This is a genomic window from Paractinoplanes hotanensis (assembly GCF_023717965.1).
GTDB lineage: Bacteria > Actinomycetota > Actinomycetes > Mycobacteriales > Micromonosporaceae > Actinoplanes > Actinoplanes polyasparticus.
On record NZ_JAMQOL010000020.1, the window covers coordinates 30,216 to 53,745 of the forward strand.

The following is a 23,530-nucleotide window of genomic DNA, read 5'->3' on the forward strand; positions in this document are numbered from 1 at the left end:
CTGACGGGATTGCGAAATCAGCTGGACGGGCGAGGTGCGGCGGCCGGACTGCGGTGCCCGTCGGCGTCCACCGCCCGTACGCCGAAGAAGACGTTGTCCTTGGAGAGGTCGATGGTCACCTCGCTGACCTTGCCCACGGCCCGCGAATGCTGCCAGTCGGCGGCGGTCGTCTCGCGCCAGACCACCTCGTAGCCGGCCAGGTCGGGCTCGGCGCCGAGCTGCCAGCGCAGCGTGGTGGCGTTGGTGAGCTGGGTGGTGTCGATGACCACGCCCCGCGGTGTGCCCGGGGCCTGCGCCAGCGACCACAGCGCGGCCGCGTTCACCCGAGCGACCCGGGCGATGTAGTCGAAGTCGCAGTACTCGGCCAGATCGCCGTACTGGATCCCGTTCTCGACGCGGACGTCCTGGTGCTCGTGGGCGAAGTTCTCGCGCGGCTCGGTGAAACGGGCCGCCGGGTAGCCGCGCAACAGGAACGAGATGTGGTCACTCCCGCGCAGATAGCGGTCGCGCCGCCAGATCACGCGGACGTCGGTGCCGCCGGGCTCGACGTCCTTGACGAACCGGCCCAGTTGCCGCGACGGCCCGTCGTTCTCGCCGCCGACGCTCTTGCGGACGGTCGCCTCGGCGGTCGTCTCCGAGGTGGGCACGCCCTCGACGAACAGCCGCACTGTCCGGTTCGCGGGACGGGTGCCGTCGTGGGCGTCGCCGGTGCCCACGATGTCGTTGCTGAACATCGCCTGCACGTCGGCGCCCCGGTCCTTGTAGGCCTGCGCCATGTGGTCGGAACCGTAGAGGCCCTGTTCCTCGCCCGCGACGGCGGCGAAGACGATGGTCGCCTCGGGCCGGCGGGTGGCGAGCACGCGGGCCAGCTCCACGGCCACGGCCACGCCGGACGCGTCGTCGTCGGCGCCGGGTGCGTCCTTCACCGCGTCCATCACGTCGGTCACCCGCGAGTCGTAGTGACCGGTCACCACGTAGATCCGCTCCGGCGTGACGCTGCCGCGCAGCGTCGCGATCACGTTGGTGATCGTCGTCGGGGCCGGGATGCGCGGCGAGACCGGCTGCACGAACGACTGCAGCTCCACCGTCATCCGCCCGCCGGAGGTCGCCGCGTACCGCTGCATCTCGGCGAAGATCCAGTCGCGCGCCGCCCCGATGCCCCGCACCGGATCGTCCTGGCTGCTGAGGGTGTGCCGGGTGCCGAACGAGACGAGCTTCCGGACGATCGCCTCGATCCGGCGCGGCTCGATCGCCCGCAGGATCGCCTTCAGCTCGCCCGAGGGAGCTGTGCCCGCCCGAGCCTCACCCGTCGCAACCAGTGGCGCTGCCGCAGCAGCCGCGGACACCGTCAGAAACGCACGCCGACTCGACTTGGCCATGCCGTCCACTCTGGTCTCCCGAGGCGCAGATGTCCACGTCCATCTATGTCTTGGTGCGCCCGGGTCGGAGTCGGCTCATGATGGTGCGACCGACCTCTGCTTCGACCGCTTCGTCTTGCGCAACTGGCAACGTCAGGCGGCGTAGGGTCAGCGCATGCCGAACAGGAAGCGGGTCGCTGCGGTGCGCCGGACCAGCAGGTCGTAGACGGCGAACAGGACGGCGAACGAGATCGCGACGATGGCCAGATATTTGACCGCCATCGGGGCGTTCCACCGCACCGCGAAGTAGGCGACCGTGACGACGATCGGCTGGTGCAGGACGTAGAGCGGCAGGGCCGCGGCGGCCAGGTAACCGTACTTCCTGTCGCGTGCGGAGCCGGTGCGAGGGCCGCGGTCGAGCAGGCCGAGAATGGCCACCAGCCAGCACCAGCCGGCCGCGGCGAAGACGATCCGGGCCGCGATCGCGTGGGCGGTCATGTCGGTGAACGGCTCGCCGCCGGCCGTGGCCAGCAGGCCGCCGGAGGCGGCGAACAGCACAAGACCGATGATCGCGGCCGGCTTGGCGTCGCGGCGCATCGCCGTACGGAATCGGTCGTCAGCCGCCAGGACGAAGCCGTACAGGAAGAGCAGCAGGTACGCCCACCGGCTCCAGCCCGCGAACGCCTCCTCCATGCCCAGCAGCGCCCCGACAACCATCAGCGGAATCGCCGGAAGCGCGAGCAGCGCGCCCCGGCGCGACACGAAGCCCAGCCGCGAGGCCGGCAGCCACCTGGCCACCGCGGCCAGCATGAGCGAGAACGCCAGCAGCAGCACCACGAACCAGAGGTGTCCGGTCTCGAAGAGCTCGCCCCGCACCAGGAACGGAAAGTTCGACAGGCTCAGATGGACGTCGAAGAAGTCGAGCAGGAACCGGGGGTACGACTCGTTGTAGCCGGGGTCGGCCGCCTTCAACCGCAACCACTGCGGCACCGGAACGATGGTCAGCGTCGCGAAGACCAGCGGCACCCCGAGGCGCAACAACCTTTCCCGTACGAAACCTCCGCCGCCTCGCCGCCGCAAGGAGTGCCACGCCCCGAACCCCGCGATCAGGAACAGCGCCGGCATCGCCCACACCACCCCCAGCCCGGCCAGCCAGGTGACCGCCTCGGTGGTCTCCGCGTTCTTGACGTAGAAGTCGTCGCGCTCGTCGAACACGAGCGCACTGTGAAAGAACACCAGCCCCAGCACGACCACAAGCCGGACAGCGTCCAGCTCGGGCCGCCGCCCATCATCCCCCGCCATGCGGCCACGCTATGGTGCCCGGCACGCCGGCGGAACCCGCCGTGGCGTCAGGAGGCGCTCAGCGCTTCGTGAACCGTGGTTTCCGGGCGGCCGAGGAAGACCGGGTCGCGGTGGGAGATGACGTCGGTGACGGCCTTGACCACGGCGCCGCGTTCGCGGATCACCGAGTTGCGCCAGGGGTCTTCGTAGATCTTGACCGTGTCGTCGCCGACGCCGGTGGCGTCGATGCCCTGGCTGCGGCACAGGGCCACCGCGCGGTCGAGGTGGTAGGTCTGGGTGACGACGATGGCCTGGCGGACGCCGAAGACGCGGCCGGCCCGGGCGCACGAGTCGTAGGTGTCGAAGCCGGCGTAGTCGAGGGCGATCCGCGACGCCGGCACGCCGCGGGCGACCAGGTAGACCTCCATCGAGCCGGGCTCGTCGTACTCCCAGCGGCTGTGGTCGCCGGAGAGCAGGATCGCCTTGACCTTGCCCGCTTCGAGCAGGCGCTGGGCGATGTCGAGGCGGGCGGCCAGGAACGGCGAGGGCGAACCGTCGGCGTACACCTCGGATCCGAGCACCAACGCGACCGGCGCCGCCGGCACGTCGGCCTCGCGGTAGACGTGGCCCTGGGCGGCGGCCCGGGTCCACAACTCGCCGCCGGCGGAGGTCAGCCCGCCGGCGGCGACGGCGAGGACGACGGCCAGGACCGAGAGGCGGAGCAGGCGGCGGCGGGTGATGATCGGCACCCGGCCGACGATGCCAGCCGGTGTCAACGCCGTCTCTGCTTAAGCCCCCGGCGGCCGCTCACCAGGTCATGGACGGACGATCCGGAACGGCGCCCGCAGCAGGTCGCGCTCGCGGGAGCTCGGCCCGACCAGCAGCTCGAAGTCGCCCGGCTCGACGATGCGCCGGCCGTCCGCGGTGACCAGCGAGCACGCCGACGCCGGCAGTTCGAGCTCGACGGTGACGGTCTCACCGGCCGGCACCTCGACCTGGCGGTACGCCTTGAGCTCGCGACCGGCCCAGGTCACCGAGGTGACCAGGTCGCTGATGTACGCCTGCACGGTCTCGAGCGCGGGCCGGGCGCCGCTGTTGGTGAGGGTGACCGTCGCCCGCACGACCTCGTCGGCCGGCACCGACGGCGTGGTGACCGTCAGATCCCCGTATGTCAAGGTCGTGTAGCTCAGGCCCTCGCCGAAGGCGAACAGCGGATCCTGCGTGAGGTCGGCGTAGCGGCTGCCGTGCTGACCGCGGATGGTGTTGTAGTAGACCGGCTGCTGGCCGACGTGCCGCGCCACCGACAGCGGCAGCCGGCCGCTCGGCTCGATGTGGCCGAGGATCAGCTCGGCGATCGCCCGGCCGCCCCGCATGCCCGGGTTGAAGGCCTGGATGATCGCCGCCGCGCCCAGGGCCGACGGCGGCAGAACCGTGGGCTTCGAGTTGACCAGCACGACGATCATCGGGGTCTTGGTGGCGGCGATGGCGTCGAGCAGCGCGATCTGGCCGCCCTGGAGCTCGAGCGTGGCCGTCGACTTGTGCTCGCCGGTCAGGTTGACCGTGTCGCCCACCACGACCACCGCGTAGTCCGAGCGGACCGCCTTGTCGCGGGCCACGTCGATCAGGTGGTGGTCGATCGGGGCGCCGACCGAGATCGGCGGGCGCGGCTGGCCGTCGGGGTAGGTGGCGCCCTCGGGGTCGGGCACCAGGCGCTCGATGTCGGCGCCGCGGGCGTGCTCGATCACCCAGTTGGCCGGGGCGACGGCGCGGAAGCCGTCGAGCACCGTCTCGGTCAGCTCGCGCGGGTGGCCGTCGGGCATCCAGTCGACCTGGCCCGAGTCGCCGGCCCAGTCGCCGAGCTGGGCCGAGACGCTGTCGGCGTTGGGGCCGACGACGGCGATGCGGCGGAACTTGCCGGCCGGTTCGACCGGCAGCACGCCGTCGTTCTTGAGCAGGACCAGCGAGCGGCGGGCGACCTCGAGGTTGAGCTCGGCGTGCTCGGCCGCGCCGATCACTTCCCGCTGGCGGGCCGGGTCGGGGGCGCGCGGGTTCTCGAAGAGACCCAGCTCGAACTTGAGGCGCAGGATCCGGCGTACGGCCTGGTCGATCTCCTCCTCGCGGAGCAGGCCGCGCTCGACCGCCTCCTGAGCGCCCTCGAAGAAGCCGGGAGTGACCATGACCAGGTCGTTGCCGGCCTGCACGGCGACCGCGGCGGCCTCGGCGTAGTCGGCGCAGACCTTCTGTTCCCAGACCATGCGCCCGACGTTGTCCCAGTCGGTGACGAGGGTGCCGGTGAAGCCCCACTCTTGTTTGAGAACATCGTTGAGCAGCCACTTGTTGGCCGTGATGGGCACGCCGTCCATCGACTGGTAGCCGAGCATGAAGACCCGGCACCCTTCCTTGGCGACCCGCTCGAACGGCGGCAGGAACCAGGAGCGCAGCTTGCGCGGGCTGATGTCGGCCTCGCTGGCGTCGCGGCCGCCCTGGGTCTCGGAGTAGCCGGCGAAGTGCTTGGCGGTGGCCAGGATCGCGGTCGGGTCGTCGAGGCCGCCGCCCTGGTAGCCGCGGATCATCGCCGAGCCGAACTCGCCGATCAGGAACGGGTCCTCGCCGAACGTCTCGTCGACCCGGCCCCAGCGCAGGTCACGCGTGATGCACAGGACGGGAGAGAAGGTCCAGTGGATGCCGGTGGCGGCCACCTCGACGGCGGTGACCCGGGCGACCCGTTCGATCAGGTCGGCGTCCCAGCTCGCGGCCATGCCGAGCTGGGTCGGGAAGATCGTCGCTCCCGGCCAGAACGAGTGGCCGTGGATGCAGTCCTCCGCGGTGAGCAGCGGGATCTGCAGCCGGGTCTTGGCGACGAGGTCGATCGCCTCGAGCATCTTGGCCGGCGAGGTGTGCAGGATCGAGCCCGCCAGCTTCTCGCTGACGATCTCTTTCACGTCGCCCCGGGCATCCAGCTGCAGCATCTGACCCACCTTTTCGGGCAGAGTCATCCTGCTCAGCAGGTCGTCGACACGTTCGTCGACGGTCAGGGACTCATCCCGGTACGGGATGTCTGCGGGCACGTGCGCCTCCGGTCGTCACGACCGCGGTGGCACGGTCATCGAAACACGAACAACCCGGAGTCTTCCAGGACGGAACCGGTTACGGGAGCCCGCCCCGGTTCCGGAACTGTTCACTTAGTTGTCTGGATCGCTCTCGTCGATGCTCGGCGTCTCGATGCCGGCTGCCTCGATCGCGTCGAGCCGGGCCTCGGCCGCCTCTTTCTCCCGCTCGACCAGCGTCGCGTACTCGACCAGCGCGGACGGGTCGGTCGTGTCCTCGAGCCGGTCGAAGAACCGCTGCGTGGTGCGGACAGCCTCGGCGTACGCCTCGGCGGCCTCGCGAAGGGCGATGATTGTCTTGTCAGCCATCCGCCAGTCTTACCACCGATCGGGTTTCGGGGGCGGGTGGCTGCGCGCAGGCGTTGCGGGTCCCACACGGTTATGCGGCCATGACGGGTGCTGACGAGGTGTGCGTCACGCAGCTCGCGCAGGGCGTTGTGGACCGAGCCCTCGGCCGCGTCGCAGTGGGCCGCCACGATGTGGCCGGCGACTCGCGGGTGAACCTGGTTGCCCCCGTCGCGGGCGGCTTGATACGGTCCTCTGCATAGTCATGCGGAGGTTGGTATGGGAATCCGGGTCGCAGTCGCCGGAGCAAGTGGATATGCCGGGGGCGAGTTGCTGCGCCTGCTCGCCGGGCATCCCGAGTTCGACCTCGTGGCCGCCACGGCACACTCACAGGCCGGGTCGCACGTCACCGCCGTGCACCCCCAGCTGGCCGGCCTCGACCTCACGCTCACCGCGACCGACGCGGCCGGCCTGAGCGAGGCCGACCTGGTGTTTCTCGCCCTGCCGCACGGGCAGTCGGCGGCGCTCGCGGCCCAGCTGCCCGAGTCGGTCAAGGTGGTCGACCTGGGCGCCGACTTCCGGCTTCAGGACGCCGCGCTGTGGGAGCGGTACTACGGCGGCGCGCACGCCGGCACGTGGACCTACGGGCTCCCCGAGCTGCCCGGCCGGCGCGAGCTGATCGCCGCCTCCGACCGGGTGGCGAATACAGGGTGTTATGCGGCCACCATCACACTCGCGCTGGCCCCGCTCATCGCCTCCGGGCTCGCCGACCCGGCCGACGTGGTCGTGGTGGCGTCCTCCGGCACGTCCGGCGCGGGCCGCTCGGCCAAGGTGAATCTGCTGGCCAGCGAGATCATGGGCGACCTCTCGCCCTACAAGGTCGGCGCCCACCAGCACGTCCCCGAGATCAAGCAGGCGAGCGGCGCGACGTCGCTGTCGATGACGCCCGTGCTCGCCCCCATGCCGCGCGGCATCCTCGCCACGGTCACAGCGCGTTTCGCCACCTCGGCGACGGGCGACCCGCGTGCGGTTCTGGCCGCCGCGTACGCCGACGAGCCCTTCGTCCACGTCCTGCCCGAGGGTTCGTGGCCGCGCACGGCCGCGACCGCCGGCTCCAACTCCTGCCACCTGCAGGCCACCGTCGACGTCGACTCCGGTCGCATCGTGGTGGTCAGCGCGCTCGACAACCTCGGCAAGGGCGCCGCCGGCCAGGCGGTGCAGTGCGCCAACCTCATGTCCGGCCTGCCCGAAACGATGGGCCTGTCCGTATTCGGAGTCGCACCGTGACCGTCACCCACCCCAAGGGCTTCCGGGCCTCCGGCGTCGCCGCCGGCCTCAAGCCCTCCGGAAGTCCCGACGTCGCCCTGGTCGTCAACGACGGCCCCGACTTCACCGCCGCCGGCGTCTTCACCGGCAACCGCGTCAAGGCGGCGCCCGTGCTCTGGAGTCAGCAGGTGCTCAAGGGCGGCGTCGTGCGAGCGGTCGTGCTCAACTCGGGCGGCGCCAACGCCTGCACCGGCACGCAGGGCTTCCGCGACACCCACGCCACCGCCGAGCACACCGCGACGGTGCTTCGCGGCGGTCCCAAGCCCCAGCTGATCGGGGCCGGTGACGTGGCTGTCTGCTCGACCGGTCTGATCGGCGAGCTGCTGCCGATGCAGAAGCTGCTGCCCGGCGTGGCAGCCGCGGCGAAAGAGCTGAAGGCCGACGGCGGCCCGAAGGCGGCCGAGGCGATCATGACGACCGACACCGTGGCCAAGAACGCGGTCGTCGAGGGTGACGGCTGGTCGGTCGGCGGCATCGCCAAGGGCGCCGGCATGCTGGCCCCGGCCCTGGCCACGATGCTCGTGGTCCTCACCACCGACGCGAGCGCGGGCAACGACGTGCTCGACGCCGCGCTGCGCGAGGCGACCCGGCTCACCTTCGACCGGATCGACGCCGACGGCTGCATGTCCACCAACGACACGGTTCTGCTGCTGGCCAGCGGCGCCTCCGACGTGCAGCCCTCGCCCGAAGAGCTGACCGCCGCCGTCACCGAGGTCTGCCACAACCTGGCCCAGCAGCTCATCGCCGACGCCGAGGGCGCCACCAAACACATCGCCATCGAGGTGAAGGGCGCGGCCAGCGAGGCCGACGCGGTCGAGGTGGGCCGCACGGTCGCCCGCAACAACCTCGTCAAGACGGCCCTGTTCGGCAACGACCCCAACTGGGGCCGCATCCTGGCCGCGGTGGGCACGACGGCGGCGCGCTTCGAGCCCGACCGGGTCGACGTGGCGATCAACGACGTGTGGATCTGCAAGGGCGGGGCGGCCGCCGACGACCGCTCCAAGGTCGACCTCGGCGGCCGCGACGTGAAGATCACGGTCAACCTGCGCGAGGGCGAGATGGAGGCGACGATCTGGACCACGGATCTGTCCCACGCCTACGTGCACGAGAACTCGGCGTACTCGTCATGACGTCTCCGGTCGAGAAGGCCGAGGTGCTGATCGAGGCGCTGCCCTGGCTGGAGCGCTTCCACGGCTCGACGATCGTCATCAAGTACGGCGGCAACGCCATGATCAGGCCGGAGCTCCAGCAGGCGTTCGCGGCCGACATGGCCTTCCTGCGCTACGCAGGCATCCGCCCGGTGGTCGTGCACGGCGGCGGCCCGCAGATCAGCCGCATGCTCGACCGCTTCGGCATCGAGAGCGAGTTCCGCGGCGGCCTGCGGGTCACCACGCCCGAGGCGATGGAGGTCGTCCGCATGGTGCTGACCGGTCAGGTCGGCCGCGAGCTGGTCGGGCTCATCAACCGCCACGGCCCGCTCGCCGTCGGGCTCTCCGGCGAGGACGCCCACCTGTTCACCGCCGTCCGCCGGGGCGCTGTCGTCGACGGCGAGACCGTCGACATCGGCCTGGTCGGCGACGTCGACCGGGTCGACACGTCGGCCGTCGACGATCTCATCGCGGCCGGCCGCATCCCGGTCATCGCCAGCGTCGCACCCGACGTCGACGGCGTGGTGCACAACGTGAACGCCGACACCGCGGCCGCCGCGCTGGCCGAGGCTCTGGGCGCGCACAAGCTGGTGGTGCTCACCGACGTCCCCGGCCTCTACACCGACTGGCCCGACACGTCCTCGCTGGTCACCGAGATCGACGCCGACGGGCTGGCCAAGCTGCTGCCCGGGCTCGAGTCGGGCATGGCGCCCAAGATGGAGGCCTGCCTGCGCGCGGTCCGTGGCGGAGTGCCCGCGGCCCACGTCATCGACGGCCGCATCGCCCACTCGACCCTGCTCGAAGTCTTCACCCCGGAAGGAATCGGAACGATGGTGGTCCCCTCATGAGCTCGCTCATCGAACGGTGGTCCCAAGCCGGGATGAACAACTACGGCACCCCGCAGGCCGCCCTGGTGCGCGGTGAGGGCGCCGTTCTGACCGCCGACGACGGCAAGCAGTACGTCGACTTCCTGGGCGGCATCGCGGTCAACGCGCTCGGCCACGCCCACCCGGCCGTGGTCGCCGCCGTCACCCAGCAGATCCAGCAACTGGGCCACGTCTCCAACTTCTACGTGGCCGAGCCGCCGGTCGCGCTGGCCGAACTGCTGCTGGCGCTGGCCGGCCGGGCCGGGCGGGTCGTGTTCACCAACTCGGGCGCCGAGGCCAACGAGGCCGCCTTCAAGATCTCCCGCCTTACCGGCCGCACCCACGTCGTGGCCACCGACGGCGCGTTCCACGGGCGCACCATGGGCGCGCTCGCGCTGACCGGCCAGCCGGCCAAGGCTGACCCCTTCCGGCCGCTGCCGGGGGCGGTGACCCACATCCCGTTCGGTGATCTGCCGGCCCTGGCGGCGGCGGTCACCGACGAGACCGCCATGGTGATCCTCGAGCCGATCCAGGGCGAGAACGGCGTCGTCGTGCCGCCGGCCGGCTACCTGGCCGGGGCCCGCGAGATCTGCACGGCCAAGGGTGCGCTGCTCGTGCTCGACGAGGTGCAGACCGGCATCGGCCGCACCGGCCACTGGTTCCACCACCAGAGCGAGGGCGTCGAGCCCGACATCATCACCCTGGCCAAGGGCCTCGGCGGTGGCCTACCCATCGGCGCCTGCGTTGCCTTCGGCCGGGCCGCCGAGATGCTGACCCCCGGCTCGCACGGCACCACGTTCGGCGGCAACCCGGTCTCCTGCGCGGCCGGCCTCGCGGTGATCCGCACGATCGCCGGCGAGGGCCTGCTCGACCACGTCAAGCGGGTCGGCGAGCAGCTGCGCCGAGGCATCGAGGGCCTCGACCATCCACTGATCAAGCACGTGCGCGGCGCCGGCCTGCTGCTGGGGATCGTGCTCAACGAGCCCGAGTCGGCCCGCGTCGCCGCCGCCCTCAAGGAGGCCGGTTTCCTCGTGAACGCCCCGCAGCCCGACGTCATCCGCCTCGCCCCGCCGCTGATCATCAGCACCGAGCAGGCCGACGCCCTCATCGCGGCCCTGGGCGGTGCGCTGTGACCCGCCACTTCCTGCGTGACGACGATCTTTCGCCCGACGAGCAGAACGAGGTGATCGAGCTCGCGGCCGAGATGAAGGCCGACCGGTTCAAGTACACGCCGCTCCAGGGCCCGCGGTCGGTCGCCGTGTTCTTCGACAAGGTCAGCCTGCGCACCCGGCTTTCGTTCGAGGCGGGCATCGCCGAGCTGGGCGGCCAGCCGATGATCGTCGACACTCACGCGACCCACTTCGGCCGGGGCGAGTCGCTCAGCGACGCCGGCCGGGTGGTCTCGCGCTACGTGGCCGCGATGGTCTTCCGGACGACCGGCGACGAGCGCCTGACCGAGCTGGCCTCCGGCGTCAACGTCCCCGTGATCAACGCGCTCACCGACGGCTTCCACCCTTGCCAGCTGCTGGCCGACCTGCTCACGATCCGCGAGCGGCTCGGCTCGGCCCGGGGCCGGAAGCTGGCCTACGTGGGCGACGCGGCCAACAACATGGCGCACTCCTACCTGCTGGCCGGCGCGACCGCCGGCATGCACGTCCGGGTGGCCGGCCCGTCCGGCTTCGACCCGGCGCCGGCGGTGGTGTCGCGGGCCGCCGAGATCGCCGCCTGGACGGGCGGCTCGGTCGAGGTGCTGCGCGACCCGTTCGAGGCCGCCGACGGCGTCGACGTGCTGGCCACCGACACGTGGACCTCGATGGGCCAGGAGGACGACGGGCGCGACCGGCGCACCCCGTTCTGGCCCTACCAGGTCAACGAGAAGCTGCTGGCGACGGCGTCGAGCGACGCGATCGTGCTGCACTGCCTGCCCGCGCACCGCGGCGAAGAGATCACCGACGACGTCATGGACGGCCCGCACAGTGCCGTCTTCGACCAGGCCGAGAATCGGTTGCACGCCCAGAAGGCGCTGCTGGCCTGGCTGCTGGGGGTGAATTCGCAGTGACCGGGCCGGTGACCCGTGCGGGGCGGCACGCCCGGATCGTGGAACTGATCCGGGACAAGGCGATCCGCTCGCAGACCGAACTGGCCGACCTGCTGGCCGGCGAGGGTGTGCAGGTCACCCAGGCCACCCTCTCGCGCGATCTGGAGGAGCTGGGCGCGGTCAAGGTCAGCGGCGCCTACCTGATCCCCGAGGACGGCAAGCGCCCCCTGCGCGAGACGACCGAGCAGGGCCCGGCCCGGCTGCTGCGACTGCTGCGTGAACTGCTCACCGGCGTCGACTTCAGCGCCAACATCGCCGTGCTGCGCACACCGCCGGGCGCCGCGCACTTCCTGGCCAGCGCGCTCGACCGGGCCGGCCTGACCGACGTCGTCGGCACGATCGCCGGCGACGACACGATCCTCGTCGTCTCCCGCGACGCCACCGGCGGCAAGGCGCTGGCGGCCAAGCTCGCCGACTGGGCCGGCCACAACTCCGACAAGCCGAACGCCGAGTACCGACACTTCTGAGAGGAGCCTCCCGTGAGCGAGCGGGTCGTTCTTGCCTATTCCGGGGGGCTCGACACCTCCGTGGCCATTCCCTATCTCGCCGACCAGGTCGGCGGTGAGGTCATCGCGGTCGCGCTCGACGTCGGCCAGGGTGGCGAGAACATGGAGGTCATCCGGCAGCGCGCGCTCGACTGCGGGGCCGCCGAGAGCATCGTGGTGGACGCCCGCGAGGAGTTCGCCGCCGACTTCTGCCTGCCCGCCCTGCGCGCCAACGCCCTCTACATGGACCGCTACCCGCTGGTCTCGGCGCTCAGCCGCCCGCTGATCGTCCGGCACCTGGTCCAGGCGGCCGAGCAGCACGGCGGCACAGTGGTCTCGCACGGCTGCACCGGCAAGGGCAACGACCAGGTGCGCTTCGAGGTCGGCATCGGCGCGCTGGCCCCCGGCCTCAAGGTGGTCGCCCCGGCCCGCGACTTCGCCTGGACCCGCGACAAGGCGATCGCGCTGGCCGAGGAGAAGGGCCTGCCGATCGACGTGTCGCACAAGTCGCCCTACTCGATCGACCAGAACCTGTGGGGCCGCGCGGTCGAGACGGGCTTCCTCGAGGACATCTGGAACGCCCCGATCGAGGACATCTACTCCTACACCCAGGACCCGGCCGTCGCCCGCGACCCCGACGAGGTGGTCATCACCTTCGACCAGGGCAACCCGGTCGCCCTCGACGGCGAGACGGTCACCCCGTTCCAGGCGATCACCGAGCTGAACCGCCGGGCCGGCGCGCAGGGTGTCGGTCGCCTCGACATGGTGGAGGACCGTCTGGTCGGCATCAAGAGCCGCGAGGTCTACGAGGCGCCGGGCGCGATCGCGCTGATCGCGGCCCACCAGGAACTCGAGAACGTGACCGTCGAGCGCGACCTGGCCCGCTTCAAGCGCTCGGTCGACCAGCGCTGGGGTGAGCTGGTGTACGACGGGCTCTGGTTCTCGCCGCTGAAGCAGTCACTGGACGCGTTCATCGACGACAGTCAGACGCACGTGTCGGGCGAGGTGCGCCTCACCCTGCACGGGGGCCGGGCCACGGTCACCGGCCGGCGTTCCGAGGCCAGCCTGTACGACTTCGGCCTGGCCACGTACGACACCGGCGACACGTTCGACCAGTCCCTGGCCAAGGGTTTCGTGCAGCTCTGGGGCTTGCCGTCGCGCATGGCGTCGGCCCGTGACGCGCGCCTGGCAGACTGAGCCCCGATGAGTGACAAGACTTCTTTGTGGGGTGGCCGGTTCTCCGGCGGCCCGGCCGACGCCCTGGCCCGTCTTTCGGTGAGCGTCCAGTTCGACTGGCGCCTCGCCCCCTACGACATCGCCGGCTCGCGGGCCCACGCCCGGGTGCTCGCGGCAGCCGGGCTGCTCGACCCCGACGAACTGGGCCAGATGCTGGCCGCCCTGGACGACCTCGAGGCGGCCTGCGCGTCCGGCGAGTTCCGGCCGACCATAGACGACGAGGACGTGCACACCGCCCTCGAACGCGGTCTGCTCGAACGCCTCGGCGCCCTCGGCGGCAAGCTGCGCGCCGGTCGCTCGCGCAACGACCAGGTCGCCACCGACCTGCGGCTCTATCTGCGCGACCACGCCCGCGGGGTGGCCGTGGCGCTGGTCGAGCTGGCCGACGCGCTCACCGAGCAGGCGGCCCGCAACGTCGACACGCCCGCACCCGGCATGACCCACCTGCAGCACGCGCAGCCGGTCGCGTTCGGGCACTGGCTGCTCGCCCACGTGCAGCCGCTGCTGCGCGACCTCGACCGGATGCGGGACTGGGACGTCCGTACGGCCGTCTCGCCGCTCGGCAGCGGTGCGCTGGCCGGCTCGTCGCTGCCGCTCGACCCGGCCGCCGTCGCGAAGGAGCTGGGCTTCACCGCGCCCGCGCCCAACTCGATGGACGCCGTGGCCGACCGCGACTTCGTGGCCGAGTTCCTGTTCATCACCGCGCTGATCGGCGTGCACCTCTCGCGTCTGGGCGAAGAGGTGGTGCTCTGGACGTCGACCGAGTTCGGCTGGGTCGAGCTCGACGACGCGTTCGCCACCGGTTCGTCGATCATGCCGCAGAAGAAGAACGCGGACATCGCCGAGCTGGCCCGGGGCAAGAGCGGCCGGCTGATCGGCGGGCTGGTCACGGTGCTGACCATGCTCAAGGGCCTGCCGCTCACCTACGACCGCGACATGCAGGAGGACAAGGAGCCGGTCTTCGACGCGATCGAGACCCTCGAACTCCTGCTGCCCGCGCTGGCCGGCATGGTCTCGACCATGACCGTCCGGGTCGACCGGCTCGCCGCGTCCGCGCCGGTCGGCTTCTCGCTGGCCACCGAGGTCGCCGACTGGCTGGTCCGCAGGAACGTCCCGTTCCGTGAGGCGCACGAGATCACCGGCAAGCTGGTGGCGCTGTGCTCGGTGCGCGAGTGCGAGCTGGAAGACCTGACCGACGACGACCTCAAGACGGTCAGCGAGCACCTCGACCCGTCGGTGCGCCAGGTGCTCACAGTCGAGTCGGCCCTGGCCTCCCGCACCACCCCCGGCTCCACCGGCCCCGGCCCGGTCGCCGACCAGCTGGCGCAGGTGCAGCACCGCCTCGACAACTGGCGCCAGTGGGCGGTCGAAAAGGTCGTGCCCCGCTAACCGCCGGGTTCGTCGATGACGAGGTCGTGAGCGCGGCCCGGCGCCGGAAGGCGAGGGCCGCGCTCTCTTCACGGTCCGAAGCGGATGGTGCACCCGAGCGCTAGCCCACGACCCGGGTCAGGGGGGTGTCGCCCGGCAGGCCGCCGCTGGACGTCTCGAACGGCGGCACGGGCGTCGTTCCCAGTACGACCCCATTCTTCCCGTACGCCGTGACCTGCGCCGCGGCGAAGGGCGGAACCGCGACGACGGCGGCGCCGGTCGCGTCGAGTGTGACCGGCGCCGGTGCCGCTCCGCCGATCTCCAGGGTCACCTTGTGCGCTCCGGACGGCGCGGTGACGACCACCTGGTCCGTCCGGTCGTCCTTGCCGTCGGCCCGCAGCCGCCAGGCGATCGGCCGCTCGGCCGCCCCCTTCACCGGCAGCAGCAGCCGCAGGTCCTGGCGGTACGAGTCGGCGGCGCCGTGGTACGCGTAGGCCAGCACTCCGCCGCCCTTCGGCTGGATCGTCAGGAGCGCCGCCGGCTGCTGGTTGACCGTTCCCGTCCAGCGGAGGGTGATTGCCGTGCCGGCTGCCGTGACCCGGGCGTCCCGGATCGCGCCGGTGATCCAGCTCTGCAGCGTGGCCCGGTCGAACGTACGGTCGCCGAGGGCCGCCGTGACCATCGCCTCGCTCACCTCGTGCGGGTCGTAGGCGTTGCCCGCCCAACCGCCGCCGACTCCGCCCTCGTAGATCACGTCCGGTCCCAGGGTGACGGTGGCCTTGGTCTCGGGCGGTGTGGGCGCCGGGGGCAGGGTCATCTCGGCCAGCCCGGTGTCGGCCGGTTGCTGCTGGGCCGGACCGTGCTCGACGGTGCCCTCGGGCGTGTAGCGGAAGCCCTGGCTCACCGAGACGGTGGATCCGACGGGACCGACCACGACCAGAATGCCCGGCCCGTCCGACCTCGTCTGGCTGTAGGTCACCACGGGCTCGCCGCCGTCGACCCGGCCGCTCTCCAGCAGTTCCGTGGCCGGCGCGCCCGCCTCGCCGACATACCAGACCAGCGCCCTGTCCTCGAGGAAGCCGAACCGCAGCGGCACGAGCGCCAGCACGAGCCGCTCGTCGCCAACGTCGGCCGCGTACACGAACCTGATCGCCTGGCGGTCGGCCACGCGCCACGTCTCGCCCGGGCCCTCAATGTCCTTGATCTCCCGCCGGAGGCCATCGAGGAACGTTTTGTCGCCGGCGAGCGATCCGCGGACCGGCCCGTCGCCGAGCACCGCGTTGAAGCCGGCGACCTGGATGGCGGGCACCCAGCCGGGCAGGGGCACCACGCCGGCCTGCACGCCGCCCGCTGCGGCCAGTGCGACCACCACACCGGCGATGGCGGTTCGCCGCCGGCGCTTGTGGGTGCGTTCGCGCCGTTCGAAGCCCGCCCACGGATCCTCCGGCACGTCCACCATGTCCGCTTCGGCGGCGAGCGCGTCTTTCAGCACGGATTCGGTGTTCACGTTCATGCTCGCGTCCTTTCCGGTACGGGGTTGAGGTGCGTACGCAGCCGGTCGAGCCCCCGCGAGGCCTGGCTCTTGATAGTGCCGACCGAGCAGCCCAGCAGGTCGGCGACCTCCGCCTCGCCGAGGTCGGCGAAGTAGCGCAGCACCAGCACCGCGCGCATCCGTGGCGGCAGGGTCCGCAGCGCGGCCACCACCTGCTGCCGCTGTTCGACCGACCCGTACGCGTCGGCCGCGGGGGAGTCGGTGACCAGCAGCGGCACCTCACTGACCCGCCGGCGGCGACGCCACGAGGTCGCGGTGTTCACCATCGCCTTGCGCACGTAGGCGACCGGCGCCTCCATCCGCGAGACGCGGGCCCATTTGCGATGGGTCTTCTCCAGAGCGGCCTGGACCAGGTCCTCGGCGTAGCCGCGGTCGCCGGTCAGCAGGTAGGCGACCCGCACGAGCGGCCCCCACTGCTGCTCGACGAAGGCGCGGAAGCCGTCGTCCGCCGGTGAGTGTGATGACATGCTGCGCTCAACGCCTCCCGGGACCGAAAAGGTTGAGTCCTCTATAGAGGGCGGCTGTCGATGGAGTCCCGCTCAGGAAAAGGGCTTCACTTAGGTCGTTTGATCGGACAGGCAGGTATCCGTTATGTGACGAAGACGTTACGGTGGGGAGGCGCCGGGGCTCGGATACCCCGTGGCGCAGACGGGCGATGACCTGGCTGGTTCGACATTTCTCCAAGATTTTCGCGGCCGCGACCCATCCGAAGTCGTGGATGCTCCGAATAGACACGCAGGGGTACACAGGGAAAGAGCTTTCCGGGGTGCCTGCCGGATCCACCGATCCGGGCACGGGTGCTGGCGTCCATCGGCGAGGTGATGTGGTGATCCGTGTTGCGGTGGCCAGAGACGAGGGATACTTCGGCGTCCCCGTTCGTGCCCTGCTCGAGTCGAACCCCGACATGCATTTCATCGGCACGCTCCCGTTCGGCCTCGACCTGCCGCGTGTCGCGGCCGAGATGTGGCCCGGCGTGATCGTGATCGACACGCAGTACATGGTGAGTCAGGTGCTGCCGGTAGCCAATGCCGTGCGCTCCTCGAATCCGTCGTGCGCGCTGCTGCTGCTCTGCGATCCCAGAAAACGGGGCATGCTGCCGCCCCGCCACCGGTCCGGTCCGCTCAACTTCCTGCCTCAGGACGCGTCGGCCGCGCTGCTGGCCGACTCGGTCCGGCGGCTCGCGGGCGGCGAACGGGTGGTCTCGGCGCGGTTGCAGACCGCCTCCCTGCTCACCGACAAGGGTCTGACCACGCGCGAACTCGAGGTGCTCGGGCTCGCGGCCGAGGGCGAGCCGGTCAAAGAGATCGCCAAGCGGCTCTTCCTCTCCGGCGGCACGGTCCGTAACTACCTCTCGGCGATCATCTCGAAGACCGGCGCGCGCAACCGGCTCGACGCGATCCGGATCGCCCGTAAGGACGGCTGGCTTCGTTAGGGAGCGCCCGCTGGGGGGCCGGACGTAGTGTTGGTCCGGTGCCAACTGGTCATGTCGAGATACCCGCGCTGCCGGTCATGATTCCGCTCGGGGTCGCGCTCATGATCGTCGCGGCGCTCGTGTTGCGGCGCCGGGGCGAACTGACCCGGGGGCGGCTCGTCTCGTGGTGGCTGGCGGGCTGGTACGCGGTTGCCGTGCTGGGCGCGACCATGTTGCCGCTCCGGCTGACCTGGGGTCCCGGCGCGGGTGAGCCCGAGTTGTTCCGGATCCTGGTGATCCCGTACGTCACCATGCGGGTCGACGATTTTGTGCTCAACATCCTCATGATGCTGCCCCTGGCCGCGGCGCTGCGCGTCGTGTTCGGGGTGCGGGACGGCAAGCGGGTGGTGCTGACCGGCTTCCTGATCAGCCTCACCATCGAGACGGCCCAGTTGCTGATGCTCCTCTTCCTGAACGGCGCCCGCTGGGCCGACACGAACGACCTGATCGCGAACACGCTCGGCGCCGGGCTGGGCTGGCTGGCCCTGCAACAGGCCTCCAGGCGACGGCGTCAGGCCGAGCCAGCCGTACGTTCATAGCCGCGCCGAGGGTGCGGCGTCAGACAGAGCCGGCCGTACGGTCGTAGAGCGCGCCGACCTCGGCCGCCACCCGCCCGGCGTCGTACCGCTCGCCCGCCGACCGCGCCGCGAGCCGGCCCCCGGACCGCTCGGCCAGGCAGAGCACCTCGGCTCGCAGCCCCCGCGGCAACGACTCGGGGTCGTGGGCGGTCAGCCGCCGGGCGCCGTCGACGGCCACCCCCTCCAGCGGCACGCAGGCGGCGTAGAGCGCGGGCAACCCGGCCGCGATCGCCTCGAGCACGGCCAGCCCGAACGTCTCGCGGCCCGGTGAAGCGAAGACGTCCATCGCGCACAGCATCTCGCGGGCGTGCCGCACCGGTCCGGCGAAGTGCACCCGGTCGGCGACGCCCTCGATGGCCGCGAGCCGTTCCAGCGCGTGCCGGGCCGAGCCGTCGCCCACGAGCAGCAGCACCGCGCCCGGCACCTCGCCCACCGCCCGGATCAGCATGTCGAACCGGCGGCGGGGTTCGAGCCGGCCGAGCCCGCCGATCACCGGGGTGTCCGGGGCGATGCGCAGCCGGGCACGGGCCGACGCCCGCAGTCCGGGGTCGAACCGGAACTCCTCCGAGTCGAGGCCCTTGGGCACGACGACGAGGCGGTCGTCCGGCACTCCACGACGGCGCAGCCGGTCGGCGATGGCCGCGGACACCGCGATGGTGACCTGGCCGAGGCGTTCGCCGGCCCGGTAGAACGCGCCGGCGCGCCGGCCGTCGTCGAGGTGGTACTCCGTGCCGACGATGCGCGCGACCCCGGCGAGCCAGGCCGCCAGCCGCCCCTGCACGCCGGCCCGGAACAGATGGGTGTGCACGACGTCGAAGCGGCCGAGCAGCGCGATCCGCCGCAGCCGGCGGATCGCGGTCAGGTCGATGTCGTGGGTGCTGACGAGTTGGTGCACGACCGTGCCGCCGGCCCGCATGGCGGCGAGCACCGGCCCGGGCGGGGACAACGTGACCACCTCGCTCTGCTGCGGCAGGTGGCGGATCAGCAGTCGCAGCTGGTGTTCGGCGCCGTCGCCGGCCTGGGCGCTGATCACATGCAGCACCCGCGCCATTTTTCCACTCCCGTGGTGTCATTGTCGGCAATACGATTGCGCGCTCTGGAATGGACAGTCGCAGATCTTATTCACCGCGCGACAGGCGCAAATGTCATGCGTAACAAGAGCCAAACTCATGTTCTGTCCTGAGTAACTGAGCTGCTCACGACGCATGTCACGAGAAACATGAGAAGTCCTCACACGCCGCATGACAATAGCTACTGTATTCACTTCACCGTGCCTGGCAATCTCAAGGCCGCAGGCGAAGAAACACTTCGGATCATATTCCGCCACTTTCCTGACGCCCATTTCCCGGCCACGAGCGGGAAATGCGGGATGTCGTGCGCAAGGAGGAAAGCATGCAGCTGAGGAGCGCGGCTCCGCCCGATGGGGCCGAAGACGCGGGGGGCCGATGGCCGGGCGTGGGACTGACCAACACGATCCTGTTCGGCCGCTCCGCCCGGGCCGGCGTCGACGCTCTCGCCCTTGCCTTCGCCTTGCTGATCGCCGCGGTGCTGCGCCACGACGGTGACCTGGCCGAGGTCTCGCTGAGCGGGGTGCTCGTCCTCTCGGCGGTCGGCGCCGTCGTCCACACGGCGGTCGGGCTGCGCCTCGGCCTCTACACCGGGCGATGGGCGTACGGCTGCTTCGAGGAGATCGCGGCGCTGGCCAAAACCGCGGCGGTCACCACACCGGCCCTGTTTCTCCTCGACACACTGCTCGGCCGCCTCGTGCCGCGGTCGGCCATCATCGCGGCCGGCCTCATCGCGCTCGTGCTCGCTGCGGGCGTGCGTTATGCCGTACGGCTGACCCGCGACCAACGCCTGCGGCCCTCACCGGCCCAGGGCGGCCGCGTCGTCGTGATGGGCGCCGGCGAGGGCGCCACCCAGGTCGTCCGGGCGATGCTGCGCGATCCCGCCAGCCCGTACGTCCCGGTCGCCCTGCTCGACGACGACCCGGCCAAGCGCACGTTGCAGATCATGGGTGTGCCGGTGGCCGGCACCCGCCGCGCGCTGGCCGACGTGGTGCGCCGCTTCGAGGCCGACGTCGTGCTCATCGCGATCCCCAGCGCCGGCGCCGACCTGGTGCGCGAGCTGACCGACCGGGCCGGCGCGGCCGGCGTCGAGGTCAAGGTCGTGCCGCCGGTGGTCGAGTTGTTCGGCCGCACGGTCAGCGTCGGCGACATCCGCCCGGTCAGCCACGCCGACCTGCTGGGCCGGCGCGAGATCGGCATCGACCTGGCCGCGATCGCCGGCTATCTGACGGGCCGCCGGGTCCTGGTCACCGGGGCGGGTGGGTCGATCGGCTCGGAGTTGTGCCGCCAGCTGAGCCGCTTCGACCCGGCCGCCCTGGTCATGCTCGACCGCGACGAGTCCGGCCTGCACGCCGTCCAGCTCTCGATGGACGGCCGCGGCCTGCTCGACGACCGCAACCTGGTCGTCGCCGACATCCGCGACCAGCAGCGGCTCGACGAGGTCTTCGCCGAGCACCGCCCCCAGGTGGTGTTTCACGCGGCCGCCCTCAAACACCTGCCGCTGCTCGAGATGCACCCGTCCGAGGCGCTCAAGACCAACATCATCGGCACCTACCAGATCCTGCAGACCGCGCTGCGGCACGGCGTCGAGCGGCTCGTGAACATCTCGACCGACAAGGCCGCCGATCCGGGCAGCGTGCTCGGCTACTCCAAGCGCATCACCGAACGGCTGACCGCCGCGGCCGACGAGGCCGGCGACGGCACGTTCTGCTCGGTCCGCTTCGGCAACGTGCTGGGCAGCCGGGGCTCGGTGCTCACCGCGTTCGCCGCCCAGGTCGAGTCGGGCGGCCCGATCACCGTCACCGACCCCGAGGTCTCGCGCTACTTCATGACCGTGCAGGAGGCGGTCCGCCTGGTCGTGCAGGCCGGCGCCCTCGACAGCGCGGGCGAGGTGCTGGTGCTCGACATGGGGGAGCCGGTGCGCATCGCCGACGTGGCCCGCCGCCTGGCCGAGGCGGCCGACCGGCACATCCCGATCGTCTACACCGGACTCCGGCCCGGCGAGAAGATGCACGAGAGCCTGTTCGGCGCCCACGAGCCCGACCGCCGCCCGAACCATCCGCTCATCTCGCAGGTGTACGTGCCGCCCCTCGACGGGGCCGCGCTCTCCCTGCTCATCCCGACGGCGCAACGGCAAGAGCTGATCGCTGTCATGCGCTGGCTCGCCGAGAGCCCGGCGCTGTCCGTCGCCCGTCAGTTCTTGAAAGCCAGCTGAGGAGCCGTCATGCGGGTTGTCATCGTCGGTCAGGGATACGTGGGGCTGCCGCTGGCCGTCCGCGCGGCCCAGGTCGGGCACAGCGTCGTCGGCTTCGACGTCGACGACGATCGGATCAAGCGACTCGCCGCGGGCGAGTCCTACGTGGACGACGTCGCCTCGGCCGAGCTGCGCGAGCTGCTCGACGCGGGCACGTTCCAGCCCTCGTCCGACCCGCGGTCGTGCGCCGGGTTCGACGTCGCGGTCATCGCGGTGCCGACGCCGCTGCGCGAGGGCACGCCCGACCTCAAGTACATCGAGGAGTCGGCCCGTACGCTCGCCCGCTACCTGCGGCCCGGCGCGACCGTGGCCCTCGAGTCGACCACCTACCCGGGCACCACGACCGACCTGGTGGCCCCGCTGCTCGAGGAGGGCTCCGGCCTGATCGCGGGGGCCGACTTCTATCTGGGTTACAGCCCCGAGCGCATCGACCCCGGCAACCGGGAGTGGTCGCTGGCGACCACGCCCAAGGTGGTCTCCGGCATCAACCCGGCCTCGCTGGAACGAATCGACGCGTTCTACGCCTCGGTCGTCGACAAGACCGTGCCGGTCTCCGATCCCGCCGTGGCCGAGCTGGCCAAGCTGCTCGAGAACACGTTCCGGCACGTGAACATCGCGCTCGTCAACGAACTGGCGGTGTTCGCGCACGCCCTCGGCATCGACGTATGGGAGGCGATCGACGCCGCGTCCTCCAAGCCGTTCGGCTACCTGCGCTTCGTGCCCGGGCCCGGGGTGGGCGGCCACTGCCTGCCGATCGATCCGTCCTACCTGTCGTGGCGGGTGCAGCGCACGCTCGGGCAGAGCTTCCGCTTCGTCGAGCTGGCCAACGACATCAACAACCACATGCCCGACTACGTCGTACGGCGTTTGGTGGCGGCCCTGAACGAGCGGCGCAAGCCGGTCAACGGCTCAACGATCCTGCTGCTCGGCCTGGCCTACAAGAAGAACAGCGGCGACGCCCGTGAGTCGCCGGCCCGCCGGGTCGCGTCGCTGCTGCTCGACATGGGCGCCGACGTCCGGGCCGCCGATCCCCACGTGGTCGAGGACGCGCAGGTCGACCGCCGCGTCACGCGGGTCGCCCTCACGGCCGAGCAGGTCGCCGAAGCTGACGCCGTCGTGCTGCTCGCCGACCACGACCTGTTCGACCTCGGCTTCGTCGAGGACGCCGCCTACGTGCTGGACACCCGCCACCGCCTCACCGGACCGAACGTGGAGACGATGTGAAGCTTCTCTGGGATTTCTCGAATCAGCTGGCCGCCGCCGTCGCCCTGATCCTGTTGTCGCCGGTGATCCTGGGCATCGCGCTCTGGATCAGGATCGCCGACGGCCCCGGCGTCCTGTTCGCGCAGGACCGGGCCGGCCTGCGGGGGCGGCCGTTCCGCATGCTCAAGTTCCGCTCGATGGTGCACGACTCGGTGGCGATGAGCGCCAAGCTGGGCATCGACGACCCGTTCGGCCTGGTCGAGAACGACCCGCGCATCACCCGGTGCGGCCGGTTCCTGCGCCGCACCTCCCTCGACGAACTGCCCCAGCTGCTCAACGTGCTGACCGGCCGGATGCTGCTGGTCGGCCCCCGCCCCGACGTGCTGCCGCAGGTGGCGAACTACTCGCCGCTGGACGCCCGGCGCCTCGAGGTGAAGCCCGGCATCACCGGCTGGGCCCAGGTCAACGGCCGCGACGACATCGACTGGCCGCAACGGTTCATCCTCGACCGGTGGTACGTCGACAACTGGTCGCCCGCCCTCGATCTGCGCATCATCTGGCGCACCTTCGCCGACCTGCGCCGCGGCGAGCCACCCGTGCACGTCGACACCCTCAACATCGACCGGGCCCGTACGGGCGACGCGCCGTCCGTACGACTGGGCATTCCCGCACCGCGCGAAGCCGAGCAGCCGCAGGACGCGCAGCGTGCGGCCTGAGGCCGGCTCTTCGCGGCCCCAGCGCTCTCCCATTCGGACGGAGCCTGGTTCTCCTGTTCCCACCGAGACCGGTTTTCCCGTTCCCGCCCAGACTGGTTCTCCCGTTCCCGCCGAGGGCGGCTCTCTCGTTC

At 71.2% G+C, this 23,530-nt stretch carries 21 protein-coding genes; 13 read left to right on the forward strand and 8 right to left on the reverse strand.

All coding sequences use genetic code 11. The features are described from left to right. Positions 1-17: 17 nt before the first annotated feature. The 5 genes from LXN57_RS16490 to LXN57_RS16510 all read right to left on the reverse strand — a co-directional run bounded on the left by LXN57_RS16490 (position 18) and on the right by LXN57_RS16510 (position 6,055). Positions 18-1,379, reverse strand: a complete 1,362-nt coding sequence (locus LXN57_RS16490; protein WP_251799041.1) for a M28 family metallopeptidase — start codon at positions 1,377-1,379, stop codon at positions 18-20. A 147-nt stretch (positions 1,380-1,526) separates the two neighbouring features. Continuing rightward, positions 1,527-2,660 carry an acyltransferase family protein gene (locus LXN57_RS16495; protein ID WP_251799042.1) on the reverse strand — a complete coding sequence of 378 codons (1,134 nt, stop codon included), beginning with the start codon at positions 2,658-2,660 and terminating at the stop codon, positions 1,527-1,529. A gap of 47 nt (positions 2,661-2,707) precedes the next feature. Then, on the reverse strand, positions 2,708-3,388 hold the full coding sequence (locus tag LXN57_RS16500; RefSeq protein WP_251799043.1) for a SanA/YdcF family protein: 681 nt from the start codon (positions 3,386-3,388) through the stop codon (positions 2,708-2,710). Positions 3,389-3,454: 66 nt separating this feature from the next. After that, the gene (locus tag LXN57_RS16505; RefSeq protein ID WP_251799044.1) at positions 3,455-5,707 is read right to left on the reverse strand and encodes an exo-beta-d-1,3/1,6-glucosidase; all 2,253 of its coding nucleotides are present in this window, start codon (positions 5,705-5,707) and stop codon (positions 3,455-3,457) included. A 114-nt stretch (positions 5,708-5,821) separates the two neighbouring features. After that, positions 5,822-6,055: a hypothetical protein gene (locus tag LXN57_RS16510; protein ID WP_251799045.1), complete on the reverse strand. Its 234-nt coding sequence runs from the start codon at positions 6,053-6,055 to the stop codon at positions 5,822-5,824. A 255-nt stretch (positions 6,056-6,310) separates the two neighbouring features. Here LXN57_RS16510 and argC point away from each other — a divergent pair, with 255 nt between their 5' ends. Genes argC through argH form a run of 8 tightly spaced genes read left to right on the forward strand, consistent with a single transcriptional unit; the run spans position 6,311 to position 14,579 of the window. Further along, on the forward strand, positions 6,311-7,318 hold the full coding sequence (gene argC / locus LXN57_RS16515) for an N-acetyl-gamma-glutamyl-phosphate reductase (protein WP_251799046.1): 1,008 nt from the start codon (positions 6,311-6,313) through the stop codon (positions 7,316-7,318). After that, a complete protein-coding gene (argJ, locus tag LXN57_RS16520) occupies positions 7,315-8,487 on the forward strand; it encodes a bifunctional glutamate N-acetyltransferase/amino-acid acetyltransferase ArgJ (RefSeq protein ID WP_251799047.1) in 1,173 nt (390 codons plus the stop codon). Before argC ends, argJ begins: the two co-directional genes overlap by 4 nt. Continuing rightward, complete coding sequence (gene argB, locus LXN57_RS16525; protein ID WP_251799048.1) at positions 8,484-9,353, forward strand: acetylglutamate kinase; 870 nt, start codon at positions 8,484-8,486, stop codon at positions 9,351-9,353. The genes argJ and argB overlap by 4 nt, the downstream gene beginning before the upstream one ends. Then, positions 9,350-10,504, forward strand: coding sequence for an acetylornithine transaminase (locus LXN57_RS16530; protein ID WP_251799049.1), 1,155 nt, complete (start codon positions 9,350-9,352; stop codon positions 10,502-10,504). Before argB ends, LXN57_RS16530 begins: the two co-directional genes overlap by 4 nt. Beyond that, positions 10,501-11,430 (forward strand): ornithine carbamoyltransferase, encoded by a 930-nt coding sequence (gene argF, locus LXN57_RS16535; protein ID WP_251799050.1) that lies wholly within the window; start codon positions 10,501-10,503, stop codon positions 11,428-11,430. The genes LXN57_RS16530 and argF overlap by 4 nt, the downstream gene beginning before the upstream one ends. Further along, on the forward strand, positions 11,427-11,936 hold the full coding sequence (locus LXN57_RS16540) for an arginine repressor (RefSeq protein WP_251799051.1): 510 nt from the start codon (positions 11,427-11,429) through the stop codon (positions 11,934-11,936). The genes argF and LXN57_RS16540 overlap by 4 nt, the downstream gene beginning before the upstream one ends. A gap of 12 nt (positions 11,937-11,948) precedes the next feature. Continuing rightward, positions 11,949-13,151 carry an argininosuccinate synthase gene (locus LXN57_RS16545; protein ID WP_251799052.1) on the forward strand — a complete coding sequence of 401 codons (1,203 nt, stop codon included), beginning with the start codon at positions 11,949-11,951 and terminating at the stop codon, positions 13,149-13,151. 6 nt (positions 13,152-13,157) lie between these two features. After that, positions 13,158-14,579: an argininosuccinate lyase gene (gene argH, locus LXN57_RS16550; RefSeq protein WP_251799053.1), complete on the forward strand. Its 1,422-nt coding sequence runs from the start codon at positions 13,158-13,160 to the stop codon at positions 14,577-14,579. Between the two features lie 100 nt (positions 14,580-14,679). On the opposite strand, the gene LXN57_RS16555 is transcribed toward argH, so the two are convergent. Both LXN57_RS16555 and LXN57_RS16560 read right to left on the reverse strand, forming a co-directional pair. Next, positions 14,680-16,071 (reverse strand): hypothetical protein, encoded by a 1,392-nt coding sequence (locus tag LXN57_RS16555; RefSeq protein ID WP_251799054.1) that lies wholly within the window; start codon positions 16,069-16,071, stop codon positions 14,680-14,682. Next, positions 16,068-16,577, reverse strand: coding sequence for a SigE family RNA polymerase sigma factor (locus LXN57_RS16560; protein ID WP_251799055.1), 510 nt, complete (start codon positions 16,575-16,577; stop codon positions 16,068-16,070). The genes LXN57_RS16555 and LXN57_RS16560 overlap by 4 nt, the downstream gene beginning before the upstream one ends. Before the next feature lie 359 nt (positions 16,578-16,936). Here LXN57_RS16560 and LXN57_RS16565 point away from each other — a divergent pair, with 359 nt between their 5' ends. Both LXN57_RS16565 and LXN57_RS16570 read left to right on the forward strand, forming a co-directional pair. Continuing rightward, on the forward strand, positions 16,937-17,542 hold the full coding sequence (locus LXN57_RS16565; protein ID WP_251799056.1) for a response regulator transcription factor: 606 nt from the start codon (positions 16,937-16,939) through the stop codon (positions 17,540-17,542). 38 nt (positions 17,543-17,580) lie between these two features. Next, on the forward strand, positions 17,581-18,120 hold the full coding sequence (locus LXN57_RS16570; RefSeq protein WP_251799057.1) for a VanZ family protein: 540 nt from the start codon (positions 17,581-17,583) through the stop codon (positions 18,118-18,120). Between the two features lie 19 nt (positions 18,121-18,139). Here the strand turns inward: LXN57_RS16570 and LXN57_RS16575 are convergent, their stop codons facing one another. Further along, entirely contained in the window at positions 18,140-19,210 is a 1,071-nt protein-coding gene (locus tag LXN57_RS16575; RefSeq protein WP_251799058.1) for a glycosyltransferase, read from the reverse strand. Positions 19,211-19,551: 341 nt separating this feature from the next. On the opposite strand from LXN57_RS16575, the gene LXN57_RS16580 reads away from it, so the two are divergent. From LXN57_RS16580 to LXN57_RS16590, 3 genes are read left to right on the forward strand one after another with little or no spacing between them, the layout of a single operon-like run. After that, positions 19,552-21,441 (forward strand): nucleoside-diphosphate sugar epimerase/dehydratase, encoded by a 1,890-nt coding sequence (locus LXN57_RS16580; RefSeq protein WP_251799059.1) that lies wholly within the window; start codon positions 19,552-19,554, stop codon positions 21,439-21,441. Between the two features lie 9 nt (positions 21,442-21,450). Further along, complete coding sequence (locus tag LXN57_RS16585) at positions 21,451-22,704, forward strand: nucleotide sugar dehydrogenase (protein WP_251799060.1); 1,254 nt, start codon at positions 21,451-21,453, stop codon at positions 22,702-22,704. Next, a complete protein-coding gene (locus LXN57_RS16590) occupies positions 22,701-23,399 on the forward strand; it encodes a sugar transferase (protein ID WP_251799061.1) in 699 nt (232 codons plus the stop codon). Before LXN57_RS16585 ends, LXN57_RS16590 begins: the two co-directional genes overlap by 4 nt. Positions 23,400-23,530: the final 131 nt, after the last annotated feature.

Bases quoted from the DNA above. Each gene is read 5' to 3' on its own strand.
- LXN57_RS16490 (WP_251799041.1), bottom strand. From the start codon at position 1,379: ATGGCCAAGTCGAGTCGGCGTGCGTTTCTGACGGTGTCCGCGGCTGCT.
- LXN57_RS16495 (WP_251799042.1), bottom strand. From the start codon at position 2,660: ATGGCGGGGGATGATGGGCGGCGGCCCGAGCTGGACGCTGTCCGGCTT.
- LXN57_RS16510 (WP_251799045.1), bottom strand. From the start codon at position 6,055: ATGGCTGACAAGACAATCATCGCCCTTCGCGAGGCCGCCGAGGCGTAC.
- argC (WP_251799046.1), top strand. From the start codon at position 6,311: ATGGGAATCCGGGTCGCAGTCGCCGGAGCAAGTGGATATGCCGGGGGC.
- argB (WP_251799048.1), top strand. From the start codon at position 8,484: ATGACGTCTCCGGTCGAGAAGGCCGAGGTGCTGATCGAGGCGCTGCCC.
- LXN57_RS16530 (WP_251799049.1), top strand. From the start codon at position 9,350: ATGAGCTCGCTCATCGAACGGTGGTCCCAAGCCGGGATGAACAACTAC.
- argH (WP_251799053.1), top strand. From the start codon at position 13,158: ATGAGTGACAAGACTTCTTTGTGGGGTGGCCGGTTCTCCGGCGGCCCG.
- LXN57_RS16555 (WP_251799054.1), bottom strand. From the start codon at position 16,071: ATGAACGTGAACACCGAATCCGTGCTGAAAGACGCGCTCGCCGCCGAA.
- LXN57_RS16560 (WP_251799055.1), bottom strand. From the start codon at position 16,577: ATGTCATCACACTCACCGGCGGACGACGGCTTCCGCGCCTTCGTCGAG.
- LXN57_RS16575 (WP_251799058.1), bottom strand. From the start codon at position 19,210: ATGGCGCGGGTGCTGCATGTGATCAGCGCCCAGGCCGGCGACGGCGCC.
- LXN57_RS16580 (WP_251799059.1), top strand. From the start codon at position 19,552: ATGCAGCTGAGGAGCGCGGCTCCGCCCGATGGGGCCGAAGACGCGGGG.
- LXN57_RS16585 (WP_251799060.1), top strand. From the start codon at position 21,451: ATGCGGGTTGTCATCGTCGGTCAGGGATACGTGGGGCTGCCGCTGGCC.